9 protein-coding genes, 2 tRNA genes, 3 rRNA genes and 1 pseudogene are annotated in these 18,870 nt (G+C 62.0%); 5 read left to right on the top strand and 10 right to left on the bottom strand.

Annotated features, from left to right (window positions below; all coding sequences use genetic code 11):
• Positions 1 to 56 precede the first annotated feature (56 nt).
• The gene (locus tag NO363_RS13860; RefSeq protein WP_256685894.1) at positions 57 to 2,588 is read left to right on the top strand and encodes a penicillin acylase family protein; all 2,532 of its coding nucleotides are present in this window, start codon (positions 57 to 59) and stop codon (positions 2,586 to 2,588) included.
• A gap of 21 nt (positions 2,589 to 2,609) precedes the next feature.
• On the opposite strand, the gene NO363_RS13855 is transcribed toward NO363_RS13860, so the two are convergent.
• Both NO363_RS13855 and NO363_RS13850 read right to left on the bottom strand, forming a co-directional pair.
• Positions 2,610 to 3,860, bottom strand: a complete 1,251-nt coding sequence (locus tag NO363_RS13855) for a D-arabinono-1,4-lactone oxidase (RefSeq protein ID WP_256685893.1) — start codon at positions 3,858 to 3,860, stop codon at positions 2,610 to 2,612.
• Between the two features lie 58 nt (positions 3,861 to 3,918).
• The gene (locus NO363_RS13850) at positions 3,919 to 5,112 is read right to left on the bottom strand and encodes an amino acid deaminase/aldolase (RefSeq protein WP_256685892.1); all 1,194 of its coding nucleotides are present in this window, start codon (positions 5,110 to 5,112) and stop codon (positions 3,919 to 3,921) included.
• A gap of 32 nt (positions 5,113 to 5,144) precedes the next feature.
• Between NO363_RS13850 and NO363_RS13845 the strand changes: the two are divergent.
• Positions 5,145 to 5,312 (top strand): annotated as a pseudogene (locus NO363_RS13845) (integrase); the annotation flags it as partial.
• 1,934 nt (positions 5,313 to 7,246) lie between these two features.
• Complete coding sequence (locus NO363_RS13840) at positions 7,247 to 7,420, top strand: hypothetical protein (RefSeq protein WP_256685891.1); 174 nt, start codon at positions 7,247 to 7,249, stop codon at positions 7,418 to 7,420.
• 311 nt (positions 7,421 to 7,731) lie between these two features.
• Here NO363_RS13840 and NO363_RS13835 read toward each other — a convergent pair.
• The 6 genes from NO363_RS13835 to NO363_RS13810 all read right to left on the bottom strand — a co-directional run bounded on the left by NO363_RS13835 (position 7,732) and on the right by NO363_RS13810 (position 14,132).
• Positions 7,732 to 7,807: transfer RNA gene (locus NO363_RS13835), tRNA-Cys, on the bottom strand.
• A 224-nt stretch (positions 7,808 to 8,031) separates the two neighbouring features.
• Positions 8,032 to 8,150, bottom strand: a 5S ribosomal RNA gene (gene rrf, locus NO363_RS13830).
• A gap of 137 nt (positions 8,151 to 8,287) precedes the next feature.
• Positions 8,288 to 11,223: ribosomal RNA gene (locus NO363_RS13825) — 23S ribosomal RNA — on the bottom strand.
• A gap of 206 nt (positions 11,224 to 11,429) precedes the next feature.
• Positions 11,430 to 11,501, bottom strand: a tRNA-Ala gene (locus NO363_RS13820).
• A gap of 142 nt (positions 11,502 to 11,643) precedes the next feature.
• A 16S ribosomal RNA gene (locus NO363_RS13815) occupies positions 11,644 to 13,117 on the bottom strand.
• Together the 16S, 23S and 5S rRNA genes with 2 tRNA genes alongside form the textbook arrangement of a ribosomal RNA operon.
• Before the next feature lie 703 nt (positions 13,118 to 13,820).
• A complete protein-coding gene (locus NO363_RS13810) occupies positions 13,821 to 14,132 on the bottom strand; it encodes a non-histone chromosomal MC1 family protein (RefSeq protein ID WP_007740578.1) in 312 nt (103 codons plus the stop codon).
• A 181-nt stretch (positions 14,133 to 14,313) separates the two neighbouring features.
• On the opposite strand from NO363_RS13810, the gene NO363_RS13805 reads away from it, so the two are divergent.
• Positions 14,314 to 14,511: a hypothetical protein gene (locus NO363_RS13805; protein WP_004051936.1), complete on the top strand. Its 198-nt coding sequence runs from the start codon at positions 14,314 to 14,316 to the stop codon at positions 14,509 to 14,511.
• A 23-nt stretch (positions 14,512 to 14,534) separates the two neighbouring features.
• Positions 14,535 to 15,584: a quinone-dependent dihydroorotate dehydrogenase gene (locus NO363_RS13800; protein ID WP_256685889.1), complete on the top strand. Its 1,050-nt coding sequence runs from the start codon at positions 14,535 to 14,537 to the stop codon at positions 15,582 to 15,584.
• On the opposite strand, the gene pheT is transcribed toward NO363_RS13800, so the two are convergent.
• Together pheT and pheS are read right to left on the bottom strand one after the other, a co-directional pair.
• Positions 15,585 to 17,297, bottom strand: a complete 1,713-nt coding sequence (gene pheT / locus NO363_RS13795) for a phenylalanine--tRNA ligase subunit beta (RefSeq protein WP_256685888.1) — start codon at positions 17,295 to 17,297, stop codon at positions 15,585 to 15,587. It abuts the gene before it with no gap.
• The gene (gene pheS, locus NO363_RS13790; protein ID WP_256685887.1) at positions 17,297 to 18,796 is read right to left on the bottom strand and encodes a phenylalanine--tRNA ligase subunit alpha; all 1,500 of its coding nucleotides are present in this window, start codon (positions 18,794 to 18,796) and stop codon (positions 17,297 to 17,299) included. The genes pheT and pheS overlap by 1 nt, the downstream gene beginning before the upstream one ends.
• Positions 18,797 to 18,870 lie beyond the last annotated feature (74 nt).

The raw sequence follows: 18,870 nt of genomic DNA, 5'->3' as shown, positions 1-18,870 counted from the left end.
AAAACCCGGATATAGCCGGAACAGAGCTTCTCCGTGTGCCACGGAACAACGGAACGATGCGCGATAAGATACCAGCGGTCGAGTTGCTGACCGACGCACACGGCGTCACGCACGTCTATGTCGAGGACCGCGACGAGTACGTCGACGAGGACGAACTGTATGCGCTCTCGTATGCGAACGGCTACGTGCAGGCCCGCGACCGACTGTTCGAGATGGACGCGCTCCGGCACATCGGCTACGGTGACAGCGCAAGCGTACTCGGGCCGATGCAGCTCGACTCGGATGTGCAAGTTACACGTGACCTCTACTCTCGCGACGAACTGAAAGCTCAGTACGACGCTGCAAGTACCGTTACGCGGGTTGCGCTCGAAGGCTTTTCCGGTGGTGTGAATCGACGACTGATAGAGTGCCTCGTAGACCGCGACCTTCCGGCGGAATTTCTCGCGCTCGGCCACGCCCCCGAGCCGTGGTCACCGGTCGATAGCGTCGCGGTCCTCGCGTACATGGTCGGCTTCTTCGGCGTCGATGGCGGCACAGAACTGGAGAACGCGAAGAACTTTGCCGAACTGGCCGACTCCCTCGGCGACGAGCGAGCGTCCTACGAGGCCTACGGCGACCTGAACTGGCTGTCGATTCCCGACGAACACTCCCCCACCATCGATGCCGCGGAACTAACGGTTGAGAGCGATGAATCGATTCCCGGCTATGAGACCGTTCCCGACGAGCAGTTAGAACTCGCCCATGCCGCGGCCGATGCGGAGCCGTGGGGTATCGATGCCGAGGTGCTCAACGGTGGCATCGGTGCGTCGGTTCGGCGGGCGACCGGCGCGCTCTCGGGCTTTCGGTGGGGATCGAACGCGCTCGCGGTCGCTGGCGAGCACACCGATACCGGCGGACCGATGCTGTTCGGCGGCCCGCAGATGGGATATTTTGCCCCACCGGTCATCCACGAAATCGGTCTTCATGGTGCCGGCTTCGACGTCGCCGGCGTCGGCGTGGTCGGCACGCCGGGCGTCGTCATCGGCCGCACACCCGAATTCGCGTGGACGGTCACCAGTGGCTACGATGACCAGGTCGATACCATCGCGGTCGAAGTTCATCCCGAAGACCGTCATCGGTATCGGTGGAACGGCGAGTGGCGGCGGATGGAGACGGAGACCGTCGTTCATCGGCCATCACTCCTCGGTGCGCTCGGTAACGGTGACTGGCCCCGTGGAACCGTCGAGCAAGAACTCGCCTACATCGAAGAGCGGGGAGATTCGATGCCCGTCGTCGCGTGGAACCCCGACGAGCACGTCGCGTGGTGTCAACGCACCACGACGCGAGGCGACGAACTTGAGGGCGTGTTCGCGTGGGCCGAACTCGGTCGACAGGAGAGTTTCGAGGAGTTCGAGACACAGCTTGCCGAGTTCCCCTTTACGTTCAATTTCATCTACGCCGACGACGAGGACATCGCGTTCGTCCACACCGGGAAGGTCCCCGATCGCAATCCCTCCCTCGACCATCGGTTTCCTGCCCCCGGCAGCGACCACCGCTGGGAATCGATGACGACCGGCACAGGAATGAACATGACGGTGCGAAATCCCGATTCGGGGTATTTCGTCCAGTGGAACAACGCGCCCGTCGCGGGCTGGCGGGCCGGCGACGCCGCGGGACGGTGGGGGTCGATCCATCGTGTCGACCTGCTCGACGACCTCACGCAGGACGCCATCGCGGACGGTCCGCTCTCGCTCGACGACGTGGCGGGCATCCTTCGAGACGTCGCAACCCGAAGCCCGATAGCCGGTGCTTCGACGCCCGTCTTCGTCGAAGCGGCCCGCGAGGCTGGGATGGACGCCATCGCCGACGAACTCGAACGGTGGGCCGCTGCGGAGTACACGTGGGAGACTGAAAACGGACGGTATCTTCCCGGATTTGCGATCTGGGAGACGGTGCGTAGAGAGCTACAGGAACTCGCCTTTAGGGACGAACTCGGTGACCGGACGCCCGAACTCCGGTTCGACCCGCCGACCGAAATCGACCTCGGCGCGGACGAGGACCCCCACGCCGGCGATCACGGCCGCACCATCCGCGAGGTCACGGTCGTCGATGCGCTCGCCGGACGGACGGGCCACGACTGGCTCGGCGAGGACCGCGAAAAAACGGTGCAAACCGCGCTCGAACGCGCACGCGAGACGCTGGCCGACCGATTCGGGACCGGAGACCCATCGGCGTGGCGGCAGGAAGCAAGAACGACCGGATTCATGGCCATCAGTGCGGCTGAGGGTCCGGAAATCGAGTTGGTCAACCGTGGGAGTTGGAATCAGGTCGTCTCGCTCGCCACCGGCGAAGGAAGGGGTATCCTGCCGCCCGGCAACTCGGGCCATCTTCGACTCGGCGAGCTACCCAAGGCAGTCGTCGGCGACCCGCCGGCCCGACTCACTGATCAGCTCGAACCCTACGAGAGCTTCGAGTACAAACCGTTCCCCATCGAGCGAAGCGCGGTCGAAGCGAACGCCGAGCGCCACGAATCGCTCTCGGTGTGGCGGCAATCGGGACTCTCGGGACAGGCGCTCGGAGTGCTCTCGCGGTGGTTTCGCGAGCGCTGAGGCGCGTTTGGGTGGCCACGATTACGGCGCGAACAGATCTTCGAGGTGGTCGTTGAGGAAGGCCCCGTCGTGATCGAACGAGCGCCGGACCTCCTCGAACGTGTCCCATTCGGGATAGCGCGATCGGAGGCGTTCGGTGTCGAGCGAGTGCATTTTCCCCCAGTGCGGCCGGCCATCATGCGCGTCGAAGATCGATTCGCAGGCGTCGAAGTACGAGCGATAGGGCTTGCGGTGGTACTTGTGGACAGCGATGAAAGCCGAATCGCGGCCGTAAGCGGGACTCAGAGGAATGTCGTCGCTAGCGACGCACCGAAACTCGACCGGAAACAACACTGTCGGCTCCGCGCGGCGGATGTGGTCGCGGATCTCGCGCACGACGGCCGCACCCTCGTCAGCCGGAACACCGTACTCAGTTTCGTTGAACCGAACTGTGCGCCGAGTGGGAAACACCTCGTGGCTCGGGCCAACCGTCTCGCCATCGGTGAGGGTGCCAGCGGCGACCCGCCCGCAGTACGGTGAGAGACGTGAGAAGCGGTTTGACAACCGACACAGTCCGCCCAACGCGAGGTTTTCGGCGCGCTCGTCCACAGTGAACGGTAGCGAGCGTGTTTCCGGCTTTCGAGTTTTGTCGAGCGTCTTGACGAGCGCGGTATCGGTGTGGGGAAACCAGAAGAACTCGAAGTGACGGTGGTTTTCGCGGAGCGGTTCGAGATTGTCGAGCACGGCATCAAGCGGAGCCGTTCGCGTGCGCTCGCGGAGCTTGTAGGCCGAATCGAGCTGAAGGGTGACCTCGCTCACGACGCCGAGCGCGCCGAGGGAGAGTCGTGCGGCCCGGAACACGTCGCCGTCGGTGGGTGAGAGCGTTACGACTTCGCCCTCGGCAGTGATGAGCCGTAATTCGACGACCTGCGTGGCGAGGATGCCGAGATCGATACCGGTGCCGTGGGTGCCAGTCGCCAGCGCGCCCGCAATCGTTTGACGATCCACGTCGCCCATGTTCGAAAGCGCGAGGTCGTGACCCGCGAGTTCGGCGTTCAAATCGTCGAGGCGCGTGCCCGCCCGGACGGTCGCTTGGCGACGCTCCCGATCGATGGCCGTCACGCCGGTATACGATCCGAGCGAGAGGAGTACGTCGTCCGTCGGCACGACGGGCGAGAACGAGTGGCCCGACCCCACGACACGAATCGTTCGCTCGTCGGCGTGGTGCGCGACGATACGCCGGAGTTCGGCCTCGGTCATCGGCTCGTAGTAGCTTTCCGGCCGACACGACACCGCTCCCGACCAGTTGCGCCAGCGAATCATTGCTCCGGCGTTTTCTTACAGCCATCGCTCATAAAAAACACTCCCCGTCGCCGCGATAGGTTGGGTATCGGTCCACGAGGTCGCCGTCAGCAACCACGTGGAGTTGCTCGAAACGCGTGCAGAGTTCGCCCGCCTTCGCGTGGCGGAACAGGATCGGGTCGCCGAGAGCGAGCTCAACCGGCCCATCGTATTCAATCGGCGTCTGTATCTCACCTGCGCCCTCGTTCGAGAGCAGCGAGGCACCCGCGGGAAGATGTGGCGCGGGAGCCTTGTCGACACCGGTTGAGCCGCTTGCAACGTAGCCACCACCGCGACAGGTGTAGATATCGGAAGTGGGCTGGCGGACGATTTCGACGGCGTACCCCGCCGCGGGTTCGTACTGAAATCCTCGATAGTGGTCGAACAAGTGTGGTGCGTAGAATCCCGATCCGACTGTGAGTTCCGTCACTGAGACGTCCCGGCAGGTTACTTCTACACTTCCTGTGCCACCACCATTGACGAACATGAGGTCGTGGCCCGCACGTTCGAGCGCCGCGACGACCCGCTCGCGCCGTTGGCGCATCGTTAGTGCGGACCGGTGCTTCAACCCGCGAACGATGGCGTTCGTCACGGCGTTGTTCGATGGGCTGTCGTCCGGTAGTCCAGCGATCTGCGCCTCGTAGCCCATCGCGCCAACGAGTTCGATATCCTCCGCGTCGGCGATGGTTTCAGCCAGCGAGAGCGCCCCATCCGGCGTCCTCACACCCGACCGCCGGACGCCGAAATGGATCCCGAAATACTCGGTCGACATGTCGATATCGATGCAGACCGGAACTTCGATGTCGTTTTTAGTGGCAATTTCGCCAATACGCTCAATGTGAGATGGGTCGTCGACCATGAGTACGACGCGAGTTCCTTTCTCGATGGCATCACATACGGCTTCGAGTTCGCCTCTGTGCCACACCGGGTAGGCGACGAGCAGGTCGTTGAACCCGTCGGCCGCGAGATGAGCCGCCTCGTGACCGGTATAGCACATGACGCCACGAAATCCCTCGTGGTCAAGGATGTAGCGGAGCACGTCCCGACACCGGACGGATTTCGATGCGACCCGCACCGGAAGGTTGCCGGCACGCCGACGCGTGGTTCGGATATTGGCGTCGAGCGCGTCGCGGTCGAGATACGCCAGCGGGAACTCCCGCTCTTCCATCGCCAACCGATACCTTTCGTACGCGGTCGAAGCCATAGATAGCAGTCAGAACCGGACCGTATAAATCCGATGTCCTGGTACGTACGTCAGGTCATGCAGCCGCTGCCCGAGCGCTTGACAACTCCGAAGAGGTCGTCCGCGAGCACTCCTCGCATATCGAAGCCGGCGAACTCGCCGATCAGATGACCAGTGCCTTCGAAAAAGCCGATCAGCAAAACGGTTCCAGTAACGAGTGAAAATGGGTACTGATTGCTAGCACTATTAACCACGAATTACAGCGGGCGGCTTCCGCAAGCTTCCGCGCACGACTCCGGCAGTCCACCCATGCTCGCCCGGTATCACCAAGCGGTTCGCGCGCCTGCGCACAAATCTCTCCGCCCTCGCCGTCCGGAATACATACTTCCGCGACGACGCGTTTCGGCGGACCACGCTCAATCATCAATCGATCACTGACAGTTGGTCGCCTCTCGTTTTGAAACTCGTGGCCCACCGTTTCTCTCCTCGCTCTCCCACCACTACCTACCTATCATCGAGAGCTCCATGTCTGGCGCGCGTCCGCCCCCCCCCCGTCTGCCAGCTTTGCCATTCATTCCAACAAAGCGCGAGAGCAAGACTAAATCCTATCGTACGGTCGCGTGCGATCTCTCGAGTCTCACCCGCCAGACACTCACGAACATCGACAAGGACCCCAGCGACGGCAATGGTACCTCGACACTGAAGCTGGCGACGAGCGTGTTGACGCCGCTCTCGAAGCCGTTCGATAAAGTACCAAACGGAGGCGCGAGCCTGGTACTCAGTTCGGCAGTTGCTCCCAGTATGGGGCTGAAGCAAGACTCGGCAGTGCTGTATGTAGATCCGAATGTGTTGTTCCGTAAAATCTCTCTCTGCCAACAGGCGTCGTGATACGCATGATGACGGTATTACTTGTAGCTTGGAACACCGACAGTATCCACGAGCTGGCTGTCTGTTCCCATTTACCCAAAACTGCGGTTTCATTATCCTCGATGGTACGTAGCCCCAATTCCCAACTCAGTCGTGTAAGCGGGTGGAGATCAAACGGGAGAACATCTGGAAGTTCGGGCGAAGTCCCACCGGCACTCTGAGAGCTATGTGCCGCCATACCATCCACTCGTCATCCTAAATTAAAAATGTGCCTATTCACTCGGCGGTTGAACTCGGAACCACTGGTCAATTCGCGGTGCTTGCGGTCTCGATCGCTATCTGCGGGTCCGATGATCCGAGTTGGATCTTCAATACAACCGAGAGACGCACGTCGTCGGCAACATTAGAGGCGTACCGTCCGGTGTCGGTGAATTGCTGATGGGTGCTGGCTAGGTGAAGGATCCAACGTCTTCGTGTCACCAACGTGGCCAGGAGACTCGCAATCTCGATCAATTCGACAGTCGTTCGCACAGCCTCGCGTCCACCCGCGATGCTGAAGATGAGCATTTGCACGAAGACTGACGGACTCGTCGGAGTCTCGCCAGAACAGAAGTGCCGCGACCAGCGGCAAGCAGTTCAACCGCGTTGCCCCTCCCTGTGGCCCGCGAGACCGTTTCGACGAGTCCGAGGTCCGCGAGCGATGAGTTGCCAGTCGTGAAACACTGGCGGACGGCACCGTTCGAGACATCGTGGGTCGCGTAGAGCGCGTTGTACGAAAGCGTCTCTGCAGTCTCTCCGGCGAGCTGCCGAAGGATTGGACTTTCCGGCTATCGGCATCAAGCGCTTCACGAGCAGCCTCGACGCGCTGAGTAATGGTGCCTGCGGAGGGGCCTGCAGTGTATTGTTCGCTAACGCCGGGTGGTTGTTCGCGGTATTCGCGCGCGAGCTTGCGTTGCCAGCGGCCGGTCGCTACAATGTGGAGGTCAACGGCACTAGCGAGGTCAGCAAGCAGTCCAAGAACTTCGGTACGCTGGTTGGCATTCAACTCGGCAAACGTATGGTCAATCTCCACGGCGACGGTTGGTGTCACTTCACTAGCTCGTAACACAGCGAGAGGTCCATCTTCAATGTCCTCAACCGGCGCATGTATCCAGAAAGACGTCCGTTCGGCCGCTCCGAACTCTTCAGTGCGTTGGAGCGCTTGCTCGCGGCGCTGCTCGCGAATGGGGTCTGTATCAGCGAGGGCTGCGACGACGCTCGCGTATAGTCCATCGAGTGCGGTCACGCCGTGCTGTTCGAGCGCGAACGCGCGTTGGCCCGCGTGAAGGTGGCCAACGAGTTCATTCACTCCCGTATCGAGCGCCTGCTGGAATCCAGAATTGGCGACGATGCGTTGCCAGATCACACCGATGGGTGCATCAAGCATGACGGCCACAGCAGGAGAGCGGTGGCTGCTGGGTGAGGGAGAGCCCTGCATTCGACATTCAGACTCACCTCACCCCTCCGCGTTGCCCACGCTCACCTAGTGCGTGTCGTGACGTGACTGTCGCGCAGTTTTGCTTGTACGCGGCCGATCTCCCTGTCTCGAAGCCCCGGGTTTGCATCCCCGGAACCGTCTTCTACGGTATTGTGTAAATTAGAATCGGGCGGTTCAGCTGTGTAGCTTTCACTATCAGTGTTGAAGAGAGCGAGAGAAATGTCACCAAATACATCAACCAGAGATAGTAGAGTAGAGTTGACACTCTTCGCGTGGATTGTGAAGAAATTGGTATAAGCCAAGGGCCGGATTTGAACCGGCGATGGGCGGCTCTGCAGGCCGCTGCGTTAGGCCGGACTCTGCCACCTTGGCGCAGTTGGGACTACTGGACTGATTGGCATAACGGTAGCGGTTTGCTACCGAGCATTGCCACTCCGCGAGTGATGATGAGTGAGCTACCGAAAACGGTAGCTCGAGGTATGAATGGGAGGCGGCGAACCACTAGTTATGAGCCGTTGTAACGGAGCGGTCTCGGGTTCCACCGGGACGGACCCTGCGTGTACTACCGATTGCGCTCCTGGGCTCACACTTGGCCCCTCTTGCGAGGCAGTTTTCCCAGAGGTTCGCACACTCCAGTACTCGCTGGAACGCTGGCGGGCTTATCTGCCGTGTTCGGGATGGGTACGGGAGTCGCCCCGCCGCTGTGGCCGCCTTAATGCCGATCCGCGGAGTCGAACCGCGTAAACCTGTGATCGGTGGGCCGATGCGTTCGGGTCTGCTGTGAGTGTATGATACGTGCGATCCAGTTAGCGCCTGGACCCGTCCAGCAGGACGGATTCCAATGCGATATGACTGATGTGGCTCGGTCAGTTAGTGCTCGCGGGCTGAACGCCTCGTTGCCTCGGCGCGTACACCCCGAGTCTATCGAACTCGTCTTCTACGAGTGACCTTGGCGGTACCTCTTTTCCAGGTGGGTTTCGAGCTTAGATGCGTTCAGCTCTTACCCCGTGTCGCGTGGCTGCCCGGCACGTGCCCTCTCGGACAACCGGTACACCAGTGGCGACCAATCGTAGTTCCTCTCGTACTATACGATCGTTCCCGTCAGGTACCATGACACCCCCAATAGATAGCAGCCGACCTGTCTCACGACGGTCTAAACCCAGCTCACGACCTCCTTTAATAGGCGAACAACCTCACCCTTGCCCGCTGCTGCACGGGCAGGATGGAGGGAACCGACATCGAGGTAGCAAGCCACCGGGTCGATATGTGCTCTTGCCGGTGACGACTCTGTTATCCCTAAGGTAGCTTTTCTGTCGTAAATGGCCCGCATCAAGCAGGCTCATCCGTTCGCTAGACCACGCTTTCGCGTCAGCGTTCCCGTGTTGGAGAGAACACTGTCAGACCACCTTTTGCTCTTACGCTCTTTTCCGGGTCTCCGACCCGGATGAGGTGATCTTCGGGCGCGCTCGATATTCTTTCAAGCGCGTACCGCCCCAGTCAAACTGCCCAGCTACCGGTGTCCTCCGCCAGGAGTAAGGGTCACAGTCACTAGTGGGTAGTATTTCAGTGGTGTCTCGGCGGCCCGCTAGCGCGGGTGCCTGCGTGACGACTCCTACCTATCCTGCACACTAGCGACCGTGTCCCAGCGACAGCTTGCAGTAAAGCTCTATAGGGTCTTCGCTTCCCCTTGGGGGTCTCCAGACTCCGCACTGGAACGTACAGTTCACCGGGCCCAACGTTGGGACAGTGACGCTCTCATTCATCCATTCATGCGAGCCGCTACTGAAGCGGCAAGGTACTACGCTACCTTAAGAGGGTCATAGTTACCCCCGCCGTTGACGGGTCCTTCGTCCCGTTGTACCGGGTGTTCAGATACCCGCACTGGGCAGGATTCAGTGACCGTACGAGTCCTTGCGGATTTGCGGTCACCTGTGTTGCTATTAGACAGTTGGAGCGTCCGAGTCGCTGCGACCTGCCTCATTCCGAGGCAGGCATCCCTTATTGCGAACGTACGGGACTAACTTGCCGAATTCCCTAACGTCGGTTGTCCCCGACAGGCCTTGGCTTTCGCCGCCACGGACACCTGTGTCGGATCTGGGTACGGACCGCGTGCGCCTTTTCACGGGCCCCAGGTTGGACCGAATTTCTCTATCTCACCGTTCGCCCGCTTCGTGCCGTTACGGCTTCCACGAGTTTTGGTGATTCGACCGGGCGAGTGCCCGGCTCGGTCGACCCCGAGGCGTCGGCATGATTGCACGCGGGCACTGGAATATTAACCAGTTTCCCGATTCGTCTTACTCGAACTGCGGTAAGACTGAGGACCGGCTAACCCTCGGTTGACGAACATTGCCGAGGAACCCTTGTCCGTGAGGCCGTCGGGATTCTAACCCGACTACCGCTGCTACTGTGGCCAGGATTATCGTCACCGTTCGGTCCATACGAACTCTCGCCCGTACTTCCACCCAAACGGAGCGCCGACCTACTGGATCGCACTATACAGTGCGCCGCTAGGTCTCGGTGGTGGACTTGAGCCCCGATCATTTTCGGCGCTCCAAACCTCGGCCGGTAAGCTGTTACGCTTTTCTTAGCGGGTAGCTGCTTCTAAGCTCACCTCCCGGCTGTCTATGGCTCGGAACCACCTTCGATCGCACTTAGTCCACACTTGGGGACCTCAACCAAGCTCTGGGTTGTCTCCCTCATGGTGCACAGGCTTACCCCGCACACCGCTCTCCCCGCGTCGACGGCGTTCGTAGGTTCGGAGTTCGACAGGAGGGCCGACTCCTCTCGGAGTCGGTCCCTCCAATCGGTCGCTCTACCCCACGAACTACCTCGGCGGAGGTCATGCTTCGACATGTTTCGGTCGGAACCAGCTGTTGCCGGACTCGATGGGCCTTTCACCCCTACACACTGGTCACGGGAGGGTATTGTAGGACACCATCCCTAACAGGCCTCCACGCAGCTTTCGCCACGCTTCACCTTGCCATCGTGTAGATCGTCCGGATTCGGGTCGTGTCCGCTTGACTCCCCGCGCTTGAACACGGCGGCCCTCGTACGTAGAACGCACTGCGGCCATGTCGGTTTCCCTACGCCTTCCCCGATACTCGGGTTAGACTCGTCAAGCAGACACACTCCCTGGCTCGTTTTTCAAAACGCACGACGGAACATCGGCTCGTCTCGGTTGCTACTGCGGGGTCGCCCCCGGGTCGTTCACTGAGACGCCTTTCATGCCCCGTCGCTCGATCGCCAACTGAGTTCAAGCCCTATTGCACCTCCCTTTGTGGGGTGCTTTTCAGCGTTCGCTCACGCTACTTGTTCACTATCGGTCTCGAGATGTGTTTAGTCTTGGCCGTCGATGCCGGCCATATTCACGAGGGATATCCAACCCCCGATACTCTGGAGCTGACGCACACCGTACTGATCTGTGTTACGGGGTTTTCACCCTGTCTCACGCTCCATTCCAGGAGACTTCACACAGACGATCCGGTGCTGAGAGCCAGTCCGAACACCACATTGCTCGTGGGGCAAAGCCCCGTAAGCTTCGGTTTGGACAGTGTCGCGTTCACTCGCCGTTAGTAACGACATCCCGTTCGGTTTCTCTTCCTGCCGGTACTGAGATGTTTCAGTTCCCGGCGTTCCCCATTGCGCGAAGCAATTGCGGTGGGGATTCCCATTCGGAAATCTCAGGTTCTTCGCCTCCGTGCGGCTCCCCTGAGCTTATCGCAGCTTGGCACGTCCTTCATCGGCACTCGAGCCGAGCTATCCACCAGTTGGCATAGTAGCCACGGTCTTCTAATCAGAATCCATGAACCCGCTGAACGGGTCCAGTGGACGCCTGGATCGCACGTACACACAGTCTCATGGACGTGCCCGAGTGTCACGAGGCACGTCTCAACCCTTCCCACCCACGCTTGCACGGGGTGGTGCATCGGTTCGGTCGGACTCGAGTATACCACCGAGACCCACTTAAGGGACTCGGTTCGGTCGAGTCGACGGATGGACCCACTGGGATTCGAACCCAGGGCATCCTCCTTGCAAAGGAGGCACTCTCCCACTGAGCTATGGGCCCGCCTTCCGTTTTCCCGCAGGCCGACTGCCACGGAAGGCTCGCGTTTGCTGTCAGCCCTGATAGTTCGTAGGTGCCCGGTCGGCACCGCGAGTCACGAACGCGAACACGAGTGGGTCGGGCCGTCGGCCCGATCCCGATCTGTAGGAGGTGATCCAGCCGCAGATTCCCCTACGGCTACCTTGTTACGACTTAATCCCCCTTGCGAAGCCCAGATTCGACCGGCGTTGCGCCGGCCTCATCCGGACCTCACTCGGGTGATTTGACGGGCGGTGTGTGCAAGGAGCAGGGACGTATTCACCGCACTCTTCTGAAATGCGATTACTACCGAATCCAGCTTCATGCGGGTGGGTTTCAACCCGCAATCCGAACTACGACCGAGGTTAGGAGATTAGCGCCCCCTCTCGGGGTAGCGTCCCATTGTCTCGGCCATTGTAGCCCGCGTGTCGCCCGGCACATTCGGGGCATACTGACCTACCGTTGCCCGTTCCTTCCTCCGTCTTAGCGACGGCAGTCTCCCTAATGTACCCAGCCAGCACAAGGCTGCTGCTGGCAATTAGGGACGCGGGTCTCGCTCGTTGCCTGACTTAACAGGACGCCTCACGGTACGAGCTGACGGCGGCCATGCACCTCCTCTCAGTGGCTCAAGTAAGCCCATCAGACTGACTGTCACTGCACACTGTCGGTGCCGGTGAGATGTCCGGCGTTGAGTCCAATTAAACCGCAGGCTCCTCCGGTTGTAGTGCTCCCCCGCCAATTCCTTTAAGTTTCATCCTTGCGGACGTACTTCCCAGGCGGCTCGCTTCTCGGCTTCCCTACGGCACAGCGCTGGCTCGTAGCCAACGCCACACCTAGCGAGCATCGTTTACAGCTTGGACTACCCGGGTATCTAATCCGGTTCGAGACCCAAGCTTTCGTCCCTCACCGTCGGGTCCGTTCTCCAGAGACGCTTTCGCTACCGGCGGTCCGTCCAGGATTACAGGATTTCACTCCTACCCCGGACGTACCTCTCTGGTCTCCCGGCCCCAAGCCGACTGGTTTCCGCCGGACGTCCACCCGTTGAGCGGGTGGATTTCCCGACGGACCTGTTCGGCCGGCTACGGACGCTTTAGGCCCAATAAGAGTGGCTATCACTCGAGCTGCCGGTATTACCGCGGCGGCTGGCACCGGTCTTGCCCAGCTCTTATTCTGAGACCTTCTTACGGTCACGAAAAGCGAGGACTGTATGCCCTCGCACTCGGGGTCCCCTTATCGCACTGGCGTGCAGTGTAAAGGTTTCGCGCCTGCTGCGCCCCGTAGGGCCCGGTATCTTGTCTCAGATACCGTCTCCGGGTTCTTGCTCTCACAACCCGTACCGATTATCGGCACGGTGGGCCGTTACCCCACCGTCTACCTAATCGGCCGCAGTCACGTCCTCCGGCGGCGGACCGTTTCCGACTTTCTGTGTTCCAACATGAAAGCAGTATCTGGGATTGACCTCAGTTTCCCGAGGATATCCCGGTCCAGAGGGTAGTTTGACCACGTGTTACGGAGCTATTTGCTACGGGCCTAAACCCGTACAACTAGCATGGCTGAATCGGACCCCGATAGCAATAGCCTCCGGCAGGATCAACCGGAATGTCCCGAGCACGAAGGCTCGGGGGGTTAGGCGGGAACACAAGGGTGTGTTCACCTATCGGGTTCGCGTTCGTGACACCGCGGACCGAACCGGGTGTCACCGAACTATCAGGGCTAACGTCAGATCCCGTCTTGACGGCGGACCGCAGGGGCGGAATCCTCATCTCCTTCGGATCTCTTCGTACACCGTTCGAGGGTATAAACCCTTCGAAGCGGCGACCCGGTGAGCGAGCCGACCTCGCCCACCGCGATCCGGCGAGAGCCGAGTTGAACGGCCCCCGAGTGTCGCTTTCTTTCTGCATTCCATCCGAGTGCCCTGTACCACTTAAGGGCGTCGGATCGTCGTTCGGTCGATCGTTTCCAACCGACCTTCGCATTCCATTCGAATCCCGGGTAACGGATAAACCCGTCGGAAGAGACGCCGTGTGTCGCCCGTTCACGCCGAACTCGTGTGTTGCTATACCGAGCGGAGTTCGATGCCAGATATCGTAAATATTGCTGCTACCAAAAGGATTGATCGCGGAGATCGCCGCGAAAAACGGCGAATTGTCATTATTATGACTGTGTGATCCTCGAAGAGCTGTTGCGCGGCTGGAGGTCGACCGTTCATCCCGCGCGTGTGCGTCGGGTCGGGTCGGATGTCTGGCCGCGCGTGTGGACATCGGCGCGTCGAACAAAAAGTCGGCCCGGTTCGTCGCTCGCGGGTTACAGCTCTTCGAGATGTTCGATACCCTGTTTCGAGACGTTCGCCTCCGTGATCCGATCGGGCATCCAGTCGGGTTTGTCATCGGGTGCGTCCTCGCGCCACGCCCAGCCCTCGTAGATATGGACCTTCTGCGTGCCCTTCTCGCGCAGTCGGAGATCCGCCCGACCGGCATCGTCCTCCGAATCGGCGGGATCGAGCCGGCGAGCGGCCTTCAACGCCGCCTGCCGTGGCGTCCGTCCCGAGAAGACGCTCGTTTCCCCATCACTCTCGCGCAGTGCGAAGTTTCGCTTACCGTCCGTGTCACGTGCCATGGTTTTGGTCGCTCCATGGGAACCCAACGCAGGCCACATTATAAATATATCCCCGGCACGGGGCGTCGACACGGATCGGGACCTATCGAAGCGTCGATCACCGACGGGGAGGGTGATCCGGTCGCCGCTCGGACCGTAACGTTAAGTGTATGCTACGTCGAACCCCGGTCAAGACTCCGCGATGGTACGGAAAAAGAAACTGAGTCCCAGCGGGGCAAAGGACGACGACGGCGAATACCACAACGTCCACGTCAACCTTCACGAGGACGAGCTGGCCGTCGCCGGGATGGCCATCGGCGACGAGGTGTTCGTCCGGGTGCGCGAGGACAAGATCATCATTCAGAAAGCCGACCAGGACGAGGTCGAGCACGACTTCTGAGTCGCCCAAACGACACATTCCCGATGCGCGCGTACGATGCTCTGAAACCACTGTTGTTCCGCCTCCCGCCCGAAACCACCCACAGCGCGGCCCACGCCCTCCTCGACGGCGTCCAGCACACGCCGCTCGAACGCGCCCTCGACGCCCGCTACACCGTCGATGACCCGCGACTGCGAACGGATGTGTTCGGCTGCGAGTTCCCGAACCCGATCGGCGTCGCCGCCGGCTTCGACAAGAACGCCGAGGTCCCGCGCGGACTCTCGACGCTCGGCTTCGGCCATGTCGAAGTCGGTGGCGTCACCGCCGAGCCACAGGCGGGGAACCCGCAGCCGCGACTCTTTCGCCTCCCAGGGGACGAGGCGCTCGTCAATCGGATGGGATTCAACAACCACGGTGCCGACCGCATCGGCGACCGACTCACGCGTGCGCGCGTTGATGTTCCCGTCGGCGTCAACATCGGGAAATCGAAGACGACGCCGCTCGACGAGGCGGCCGCCGACTACCGCTACTCATACGAGCGCTGCGCGGCAGGCGACTACTTCGTCGTGAACGTCTCCAGCCCGAACACGCCGGGGCTGCGGGATCTCCAGAACCGCGAGCATCTGGAACGGATCCTCGGCACGCTCCAGGACGCCGGCGCGAGCCCGCTGCTCGTGAAGCTCTCGCCCGACCTCACCGACGACGCGACCGCCGAGGCAGTTGCGGTCGCCGAAGAGCTCACCTTAGACGGGATCATCGCCACGAACACGACCACTGAGCGGACGTCGTCACTCCGTGGCGAACACCGAACCGAAGAGGGTGGGCTCTCGGGAGCACCGCTCGAATCGCGCGCGACACGAACCGTCCGTTTCGTGGCCGAACGCACCGACATCCCGGTGATCGGCGTCGGTGGCGTTTCGAACGCGAAGGATGCCTACCGGAAGATCCGGGCCGGCGCGTCCCTCGTCCAGCTCTACACCGGACTCGTCTATCGGGGACCGGCCATCGCGCGCGAGATCAACCGTGGCCTGCTCGCTCTCCTAGAACGCGACGGGTTCGAATCGATCGCCGACGCGGTCGGCGCGGACAACTGACTATCGAAGCGCGTCAGCGCGGAACTCGAAGCCGACGATGGGGACCTCCAGCCCGTGCTCGACGAGTATCTCCGGGTGAAGTTCGCCGACGATACCCGCGTGTTCGCCGTCAAGCACGACGCTCGCGACGCGACCTTCGATGAACGAGGGATGGTCGGTCGCAGGTGTTTGCAATTCGACGTCGAACGCGCGCGCGAGCGATGCCAGCCGTCCTTTCGCGTCCTCGTAGGAGGCATCGGTCCGGGCGAGCACGCCGGCGACGCGGCGCTCCTCGGCGATATTCGTGTTCTCGTCGGAGTTCACGCGGGCAGCGAGACCGACCTCGGCGAGCGCCTGTGGGTAGCGCCGATGGGTGTTGTTCTCCAGGACCATCAGCAGCGAGGGGAGCGCCCACGTGCGGACGATCTCGTAGTCGCGGCTGTACGGTTCGGCGATCGTCGCGGGTTCGGCGGCCCCGAGAGCATCGTCGCCCGGCGAGAGCCCCATCCGGTCGAAGTTCTCCGACTCGCCAATGAGATGGAAGTTCAGCAGGTCTTCGAAGCCCAAACCGACGAGCGTCTCGCGGATCGCCCGTTCGTGGCGCGAACGCTCGTGGCGGCCACCGACGGTGCTGACGTCGGGATACTCCGGCTCCAGACGGTTGAATCCGTACGCGCGCCCGATATCGTCGATCACGTCGACGGGATGGAGCACGTCGGTTCGGTAGGGCGGGATCGAAACGCGATAGCTGGGTTCGTCGCCCTCGCCGTCGCTCTCGGCGTCGAGCCCCGCACGTTCGAGCAGGTCGATCACCTCCCGTTCGTCGACGTCGATGCCGAGTGCGCGCTCGATACGCTGGTGGGAAACGGTCTTCTCGTCGGTCGCGAAGTCGGGGCGGTCAAGCGTACGATCGGGGTATTCGACGTTCACGCGCTCGATCGTCGCCCCGCGCGCGTCGAGCGCGTAGCAGATGATGGTACACATCCGGTCGATCGTCCACTGGTCGGTGCCCGTGAGCTCGACGAACAGCTCTCGGCTCCCCGTGTCGACCTCGGTGCGCCGTCCGTTGATCACCGGCGGGAACGAGAACAGCCCGAGATCGTCGTAGATGGCGGGATAGCGCTCGTAGCCGTCGAGCAGGGGGGCGTACGTCTCGCCGGTCGGATGATCAGTGAGTACCTCGGCGGGCGTGAGTTCGTCGTCGCTATCGAGCGGGACGAAACTCTCCCCGTCCGGTTCGATGCCGCGATAGCTGATCGAGTTTTGGCTGCCATCCATCCGACTCTGGCCCTTCAGCATCGTCAGGTCGTGGATGCCGATCGCACCCTTCGCGCGCCCGCGACCCATCGTCGCGTGGAGTTTCTCTTGGAGCTGGATCAACGAGTCGAGCCCCGCCTCGTCGAGGTCCACCCCTCGAATCACGGCCCCGGTGACGTACGGGCGCTCGTCCGGCACAGTTGGGGCGACCTCGATCGTCCAGTCGGCGTCGTTGGTCGACGGAACGTAGACGCCCGTGTCGTCGCCGTACTGATAGCGCAGCGAGCGCGCGACGCCCTCGACCGAGAGGCGGTCCAGCCGGTCGGCCTCGAACTCCAGTTGGAACAGTCCGTCCTCGGTCTCGCCCTCGAACTCGAGACCGAGTTCGAACAGGTCGTCGAGCAGTTCGTCGTCGTCCTTCTCGTCGTGGCCGGTGAATCGCCGGAGTTCGTCGGGATCGACGTCGACGACGGGCATCAGTAGACCACCTCCGCGTTCCGCAGGAAGTCGAGATCGACGAGCGTCCCGTGCACATCCCGAATGTCCTCGAAGCCGTGCGTGAGCATCAGCAGCCGTTCGAGCGCGAGCCCCCAGGCCATCACGTCGCAGTCGATGCCGAGCGGGTCGAGCATCTCCGGCCGAAAGAGCCCGGAGTTGCCGATCTCGACGAGCTCGCCAGTGGTGGGATGTTCGCCGAACAGCTCGAAGCTCGGCTCCGTATAGGGGTTGTACGTCGGCTTGAACTCCAGATCGGTGATGCCGAACTGCGCGTAGAATTCGGTGAACGTGCCCATCAGGTCGCGTACTGAGAGATCCTCGGCCATCACCAGACCTTCGATCTGGAAGAATTCGAGGAGGTGGGTCGCATCCAGCGTATCGTTCCGGTACACCTTCTCGACGCTGAACAGCCGTTGTGGCGGCTCCAGCTCACCGGCTGCGACGCCGGCGAGATGGCGTGCCGACAGCGAGGTCGTGTGCCCGCGCAGCGAGAGCCGCCGGGCGATGTCGGTCGACCACGGCGAGTGATAGCCGTCGCCGTCCGGACCGACCCCCTCGCGGTGGGCGTGTTCGACGCCCGCAACCAGTTCGTCGGGAAGATCGTCGATTTTCTCGGGCGTCGCGAGCGTGAACTGGTCCCAGTGGGTTCGTGCGGGGTGATCCTGGGGCATGAACAGGCAGTCGTTGATCCAGAACTCGGCGTCAGCGTGGGGCCCGTCCATCTCCTCGAACCCCATCCCGACGAGCACGTCCGTCACGCGCTCGGCGGTCCGCCGGAGCGGATGGAGGCGACCGGCCTGCGCGCGCTCGGCGTCGGCTTCGACGTTGTACGCGGCGAAATCCGCGTCGCGCCACTCGCCGGTAGTGAGCATCTCGGGGGTGAGCGCCCCGACTGTGTCTGCTATTTCGATCCCCTCCATCAGCGCGGTGACGCCGTCGTCGGCGAGCGTGACCTCGCGGACGGTGGTCTCTTCGCGCGCGACGAGGTTGCGACCGGCGAGTCCGTCGAGCACCGACTCGTCGTCGATAGATCCATCGTCGGCGAGCGTCGCGAGCGCCAGCCGCTCGGGATCGTCAGCCGGGTCCGCGTCGGGGGCGACCGAGATCTGCCCGCTGTCGATCGTTCCGTACCCCTTCCTGGAGAAGTTCGAGAGCGCGATGTCGACCTGTGGGCCCTCGAGATCGGCCTCGTTGATCGCGCTGCCGAGGTCTATCTCGCCGCCGGCCGCGACGACGGCCTCGTGGAGGGCCAGTTCGGGCAGTTCGGTGTCGGCGTACTCACGACCCTCCTCGGTGAGCGCTGCATCGGTCTCGATGCGTTCGGTGAGGCCGACGAGCCCCTCTTCTTCGAGAGTGAAGGCCGCCCCGACCACCGTCGGCTCCGGCAGATCGGCCTCGGCGGCCAGTCGCTCGATCGACCGTGCCTCGTTCGCGCTCGCGGCTTCGAGCACGGCGCGTTGTGCGTCCGGGAGTTTCATGCAGGCATCTACCGCGGTCGCTCAACTAACGGTTCCGACTCGGGACGAGCCTGCCGAAGAGCTAACCCCATCGA

The sequence above is a fragment of the Halococcus qingdaonensis genome (genome assembly GCF_024508235.1).
Taxonomy (GTDB): domain Archaea; phylum Halobacteriota; class Halobacteria; order Halobacteriales; family Halococcaceae; genus Halococcus; species Halococcus qingdaonensis.
The sequence above is the reverse complement of the archived record's forward strand: the minus strand, read 5'-3'. Positions and strand labels throughout refer to the sequence as shown.

Coding starts and splice junctions, on each gene's coding strand:
- NO363_RS13810 (WP_007740578.1), bottom strand. CDS start 14,132: ATGGCACGTGACACGGACGGTAAGCGAAACTTCGCACTGCGCGAGAGT.
- pheT (WP_256685888.1), bottom strand. CDS start 17,297: ATGCCCGTCGTCGACGTCGATCCCGACGAACTCCGGCGATTCACCGGC.
- pheS (WP_256685887.1), bottom strand. CDS start 18,796: ATGAAACTCCCGGACGCACAACGCGCCGTGCTCGAAGCCGCGAGCGCG.
- NO363_RS13805 (WP_004051936.1), top strand. CDS start 14,314: ATGGTACGGAAAAAGAAACTGAGTCCCAGCGGGGCAAAGGACGACGAC.
- NO363_RS13850 (WP_256685892.1), bottom strand. CDS start 5,112: ATGGCTTCGACCGCGTACGAAAGGTATCGGTTGGCGATGGAAGAGCGG.
- NO363_RS13860 (WP_256685894.1), top strand. CDS start 57: ATGCGCGATAAGATACCAGCGGTCGAGTTGCTGACCGACGCACACGGC.
- NO363_RS13800 (WP_256685889.1), top strand. CDS start 14,535: ATGCGCGCGTACGATGCTCTGAAACCACTGTTGTTCCGCCTCCCGCCC.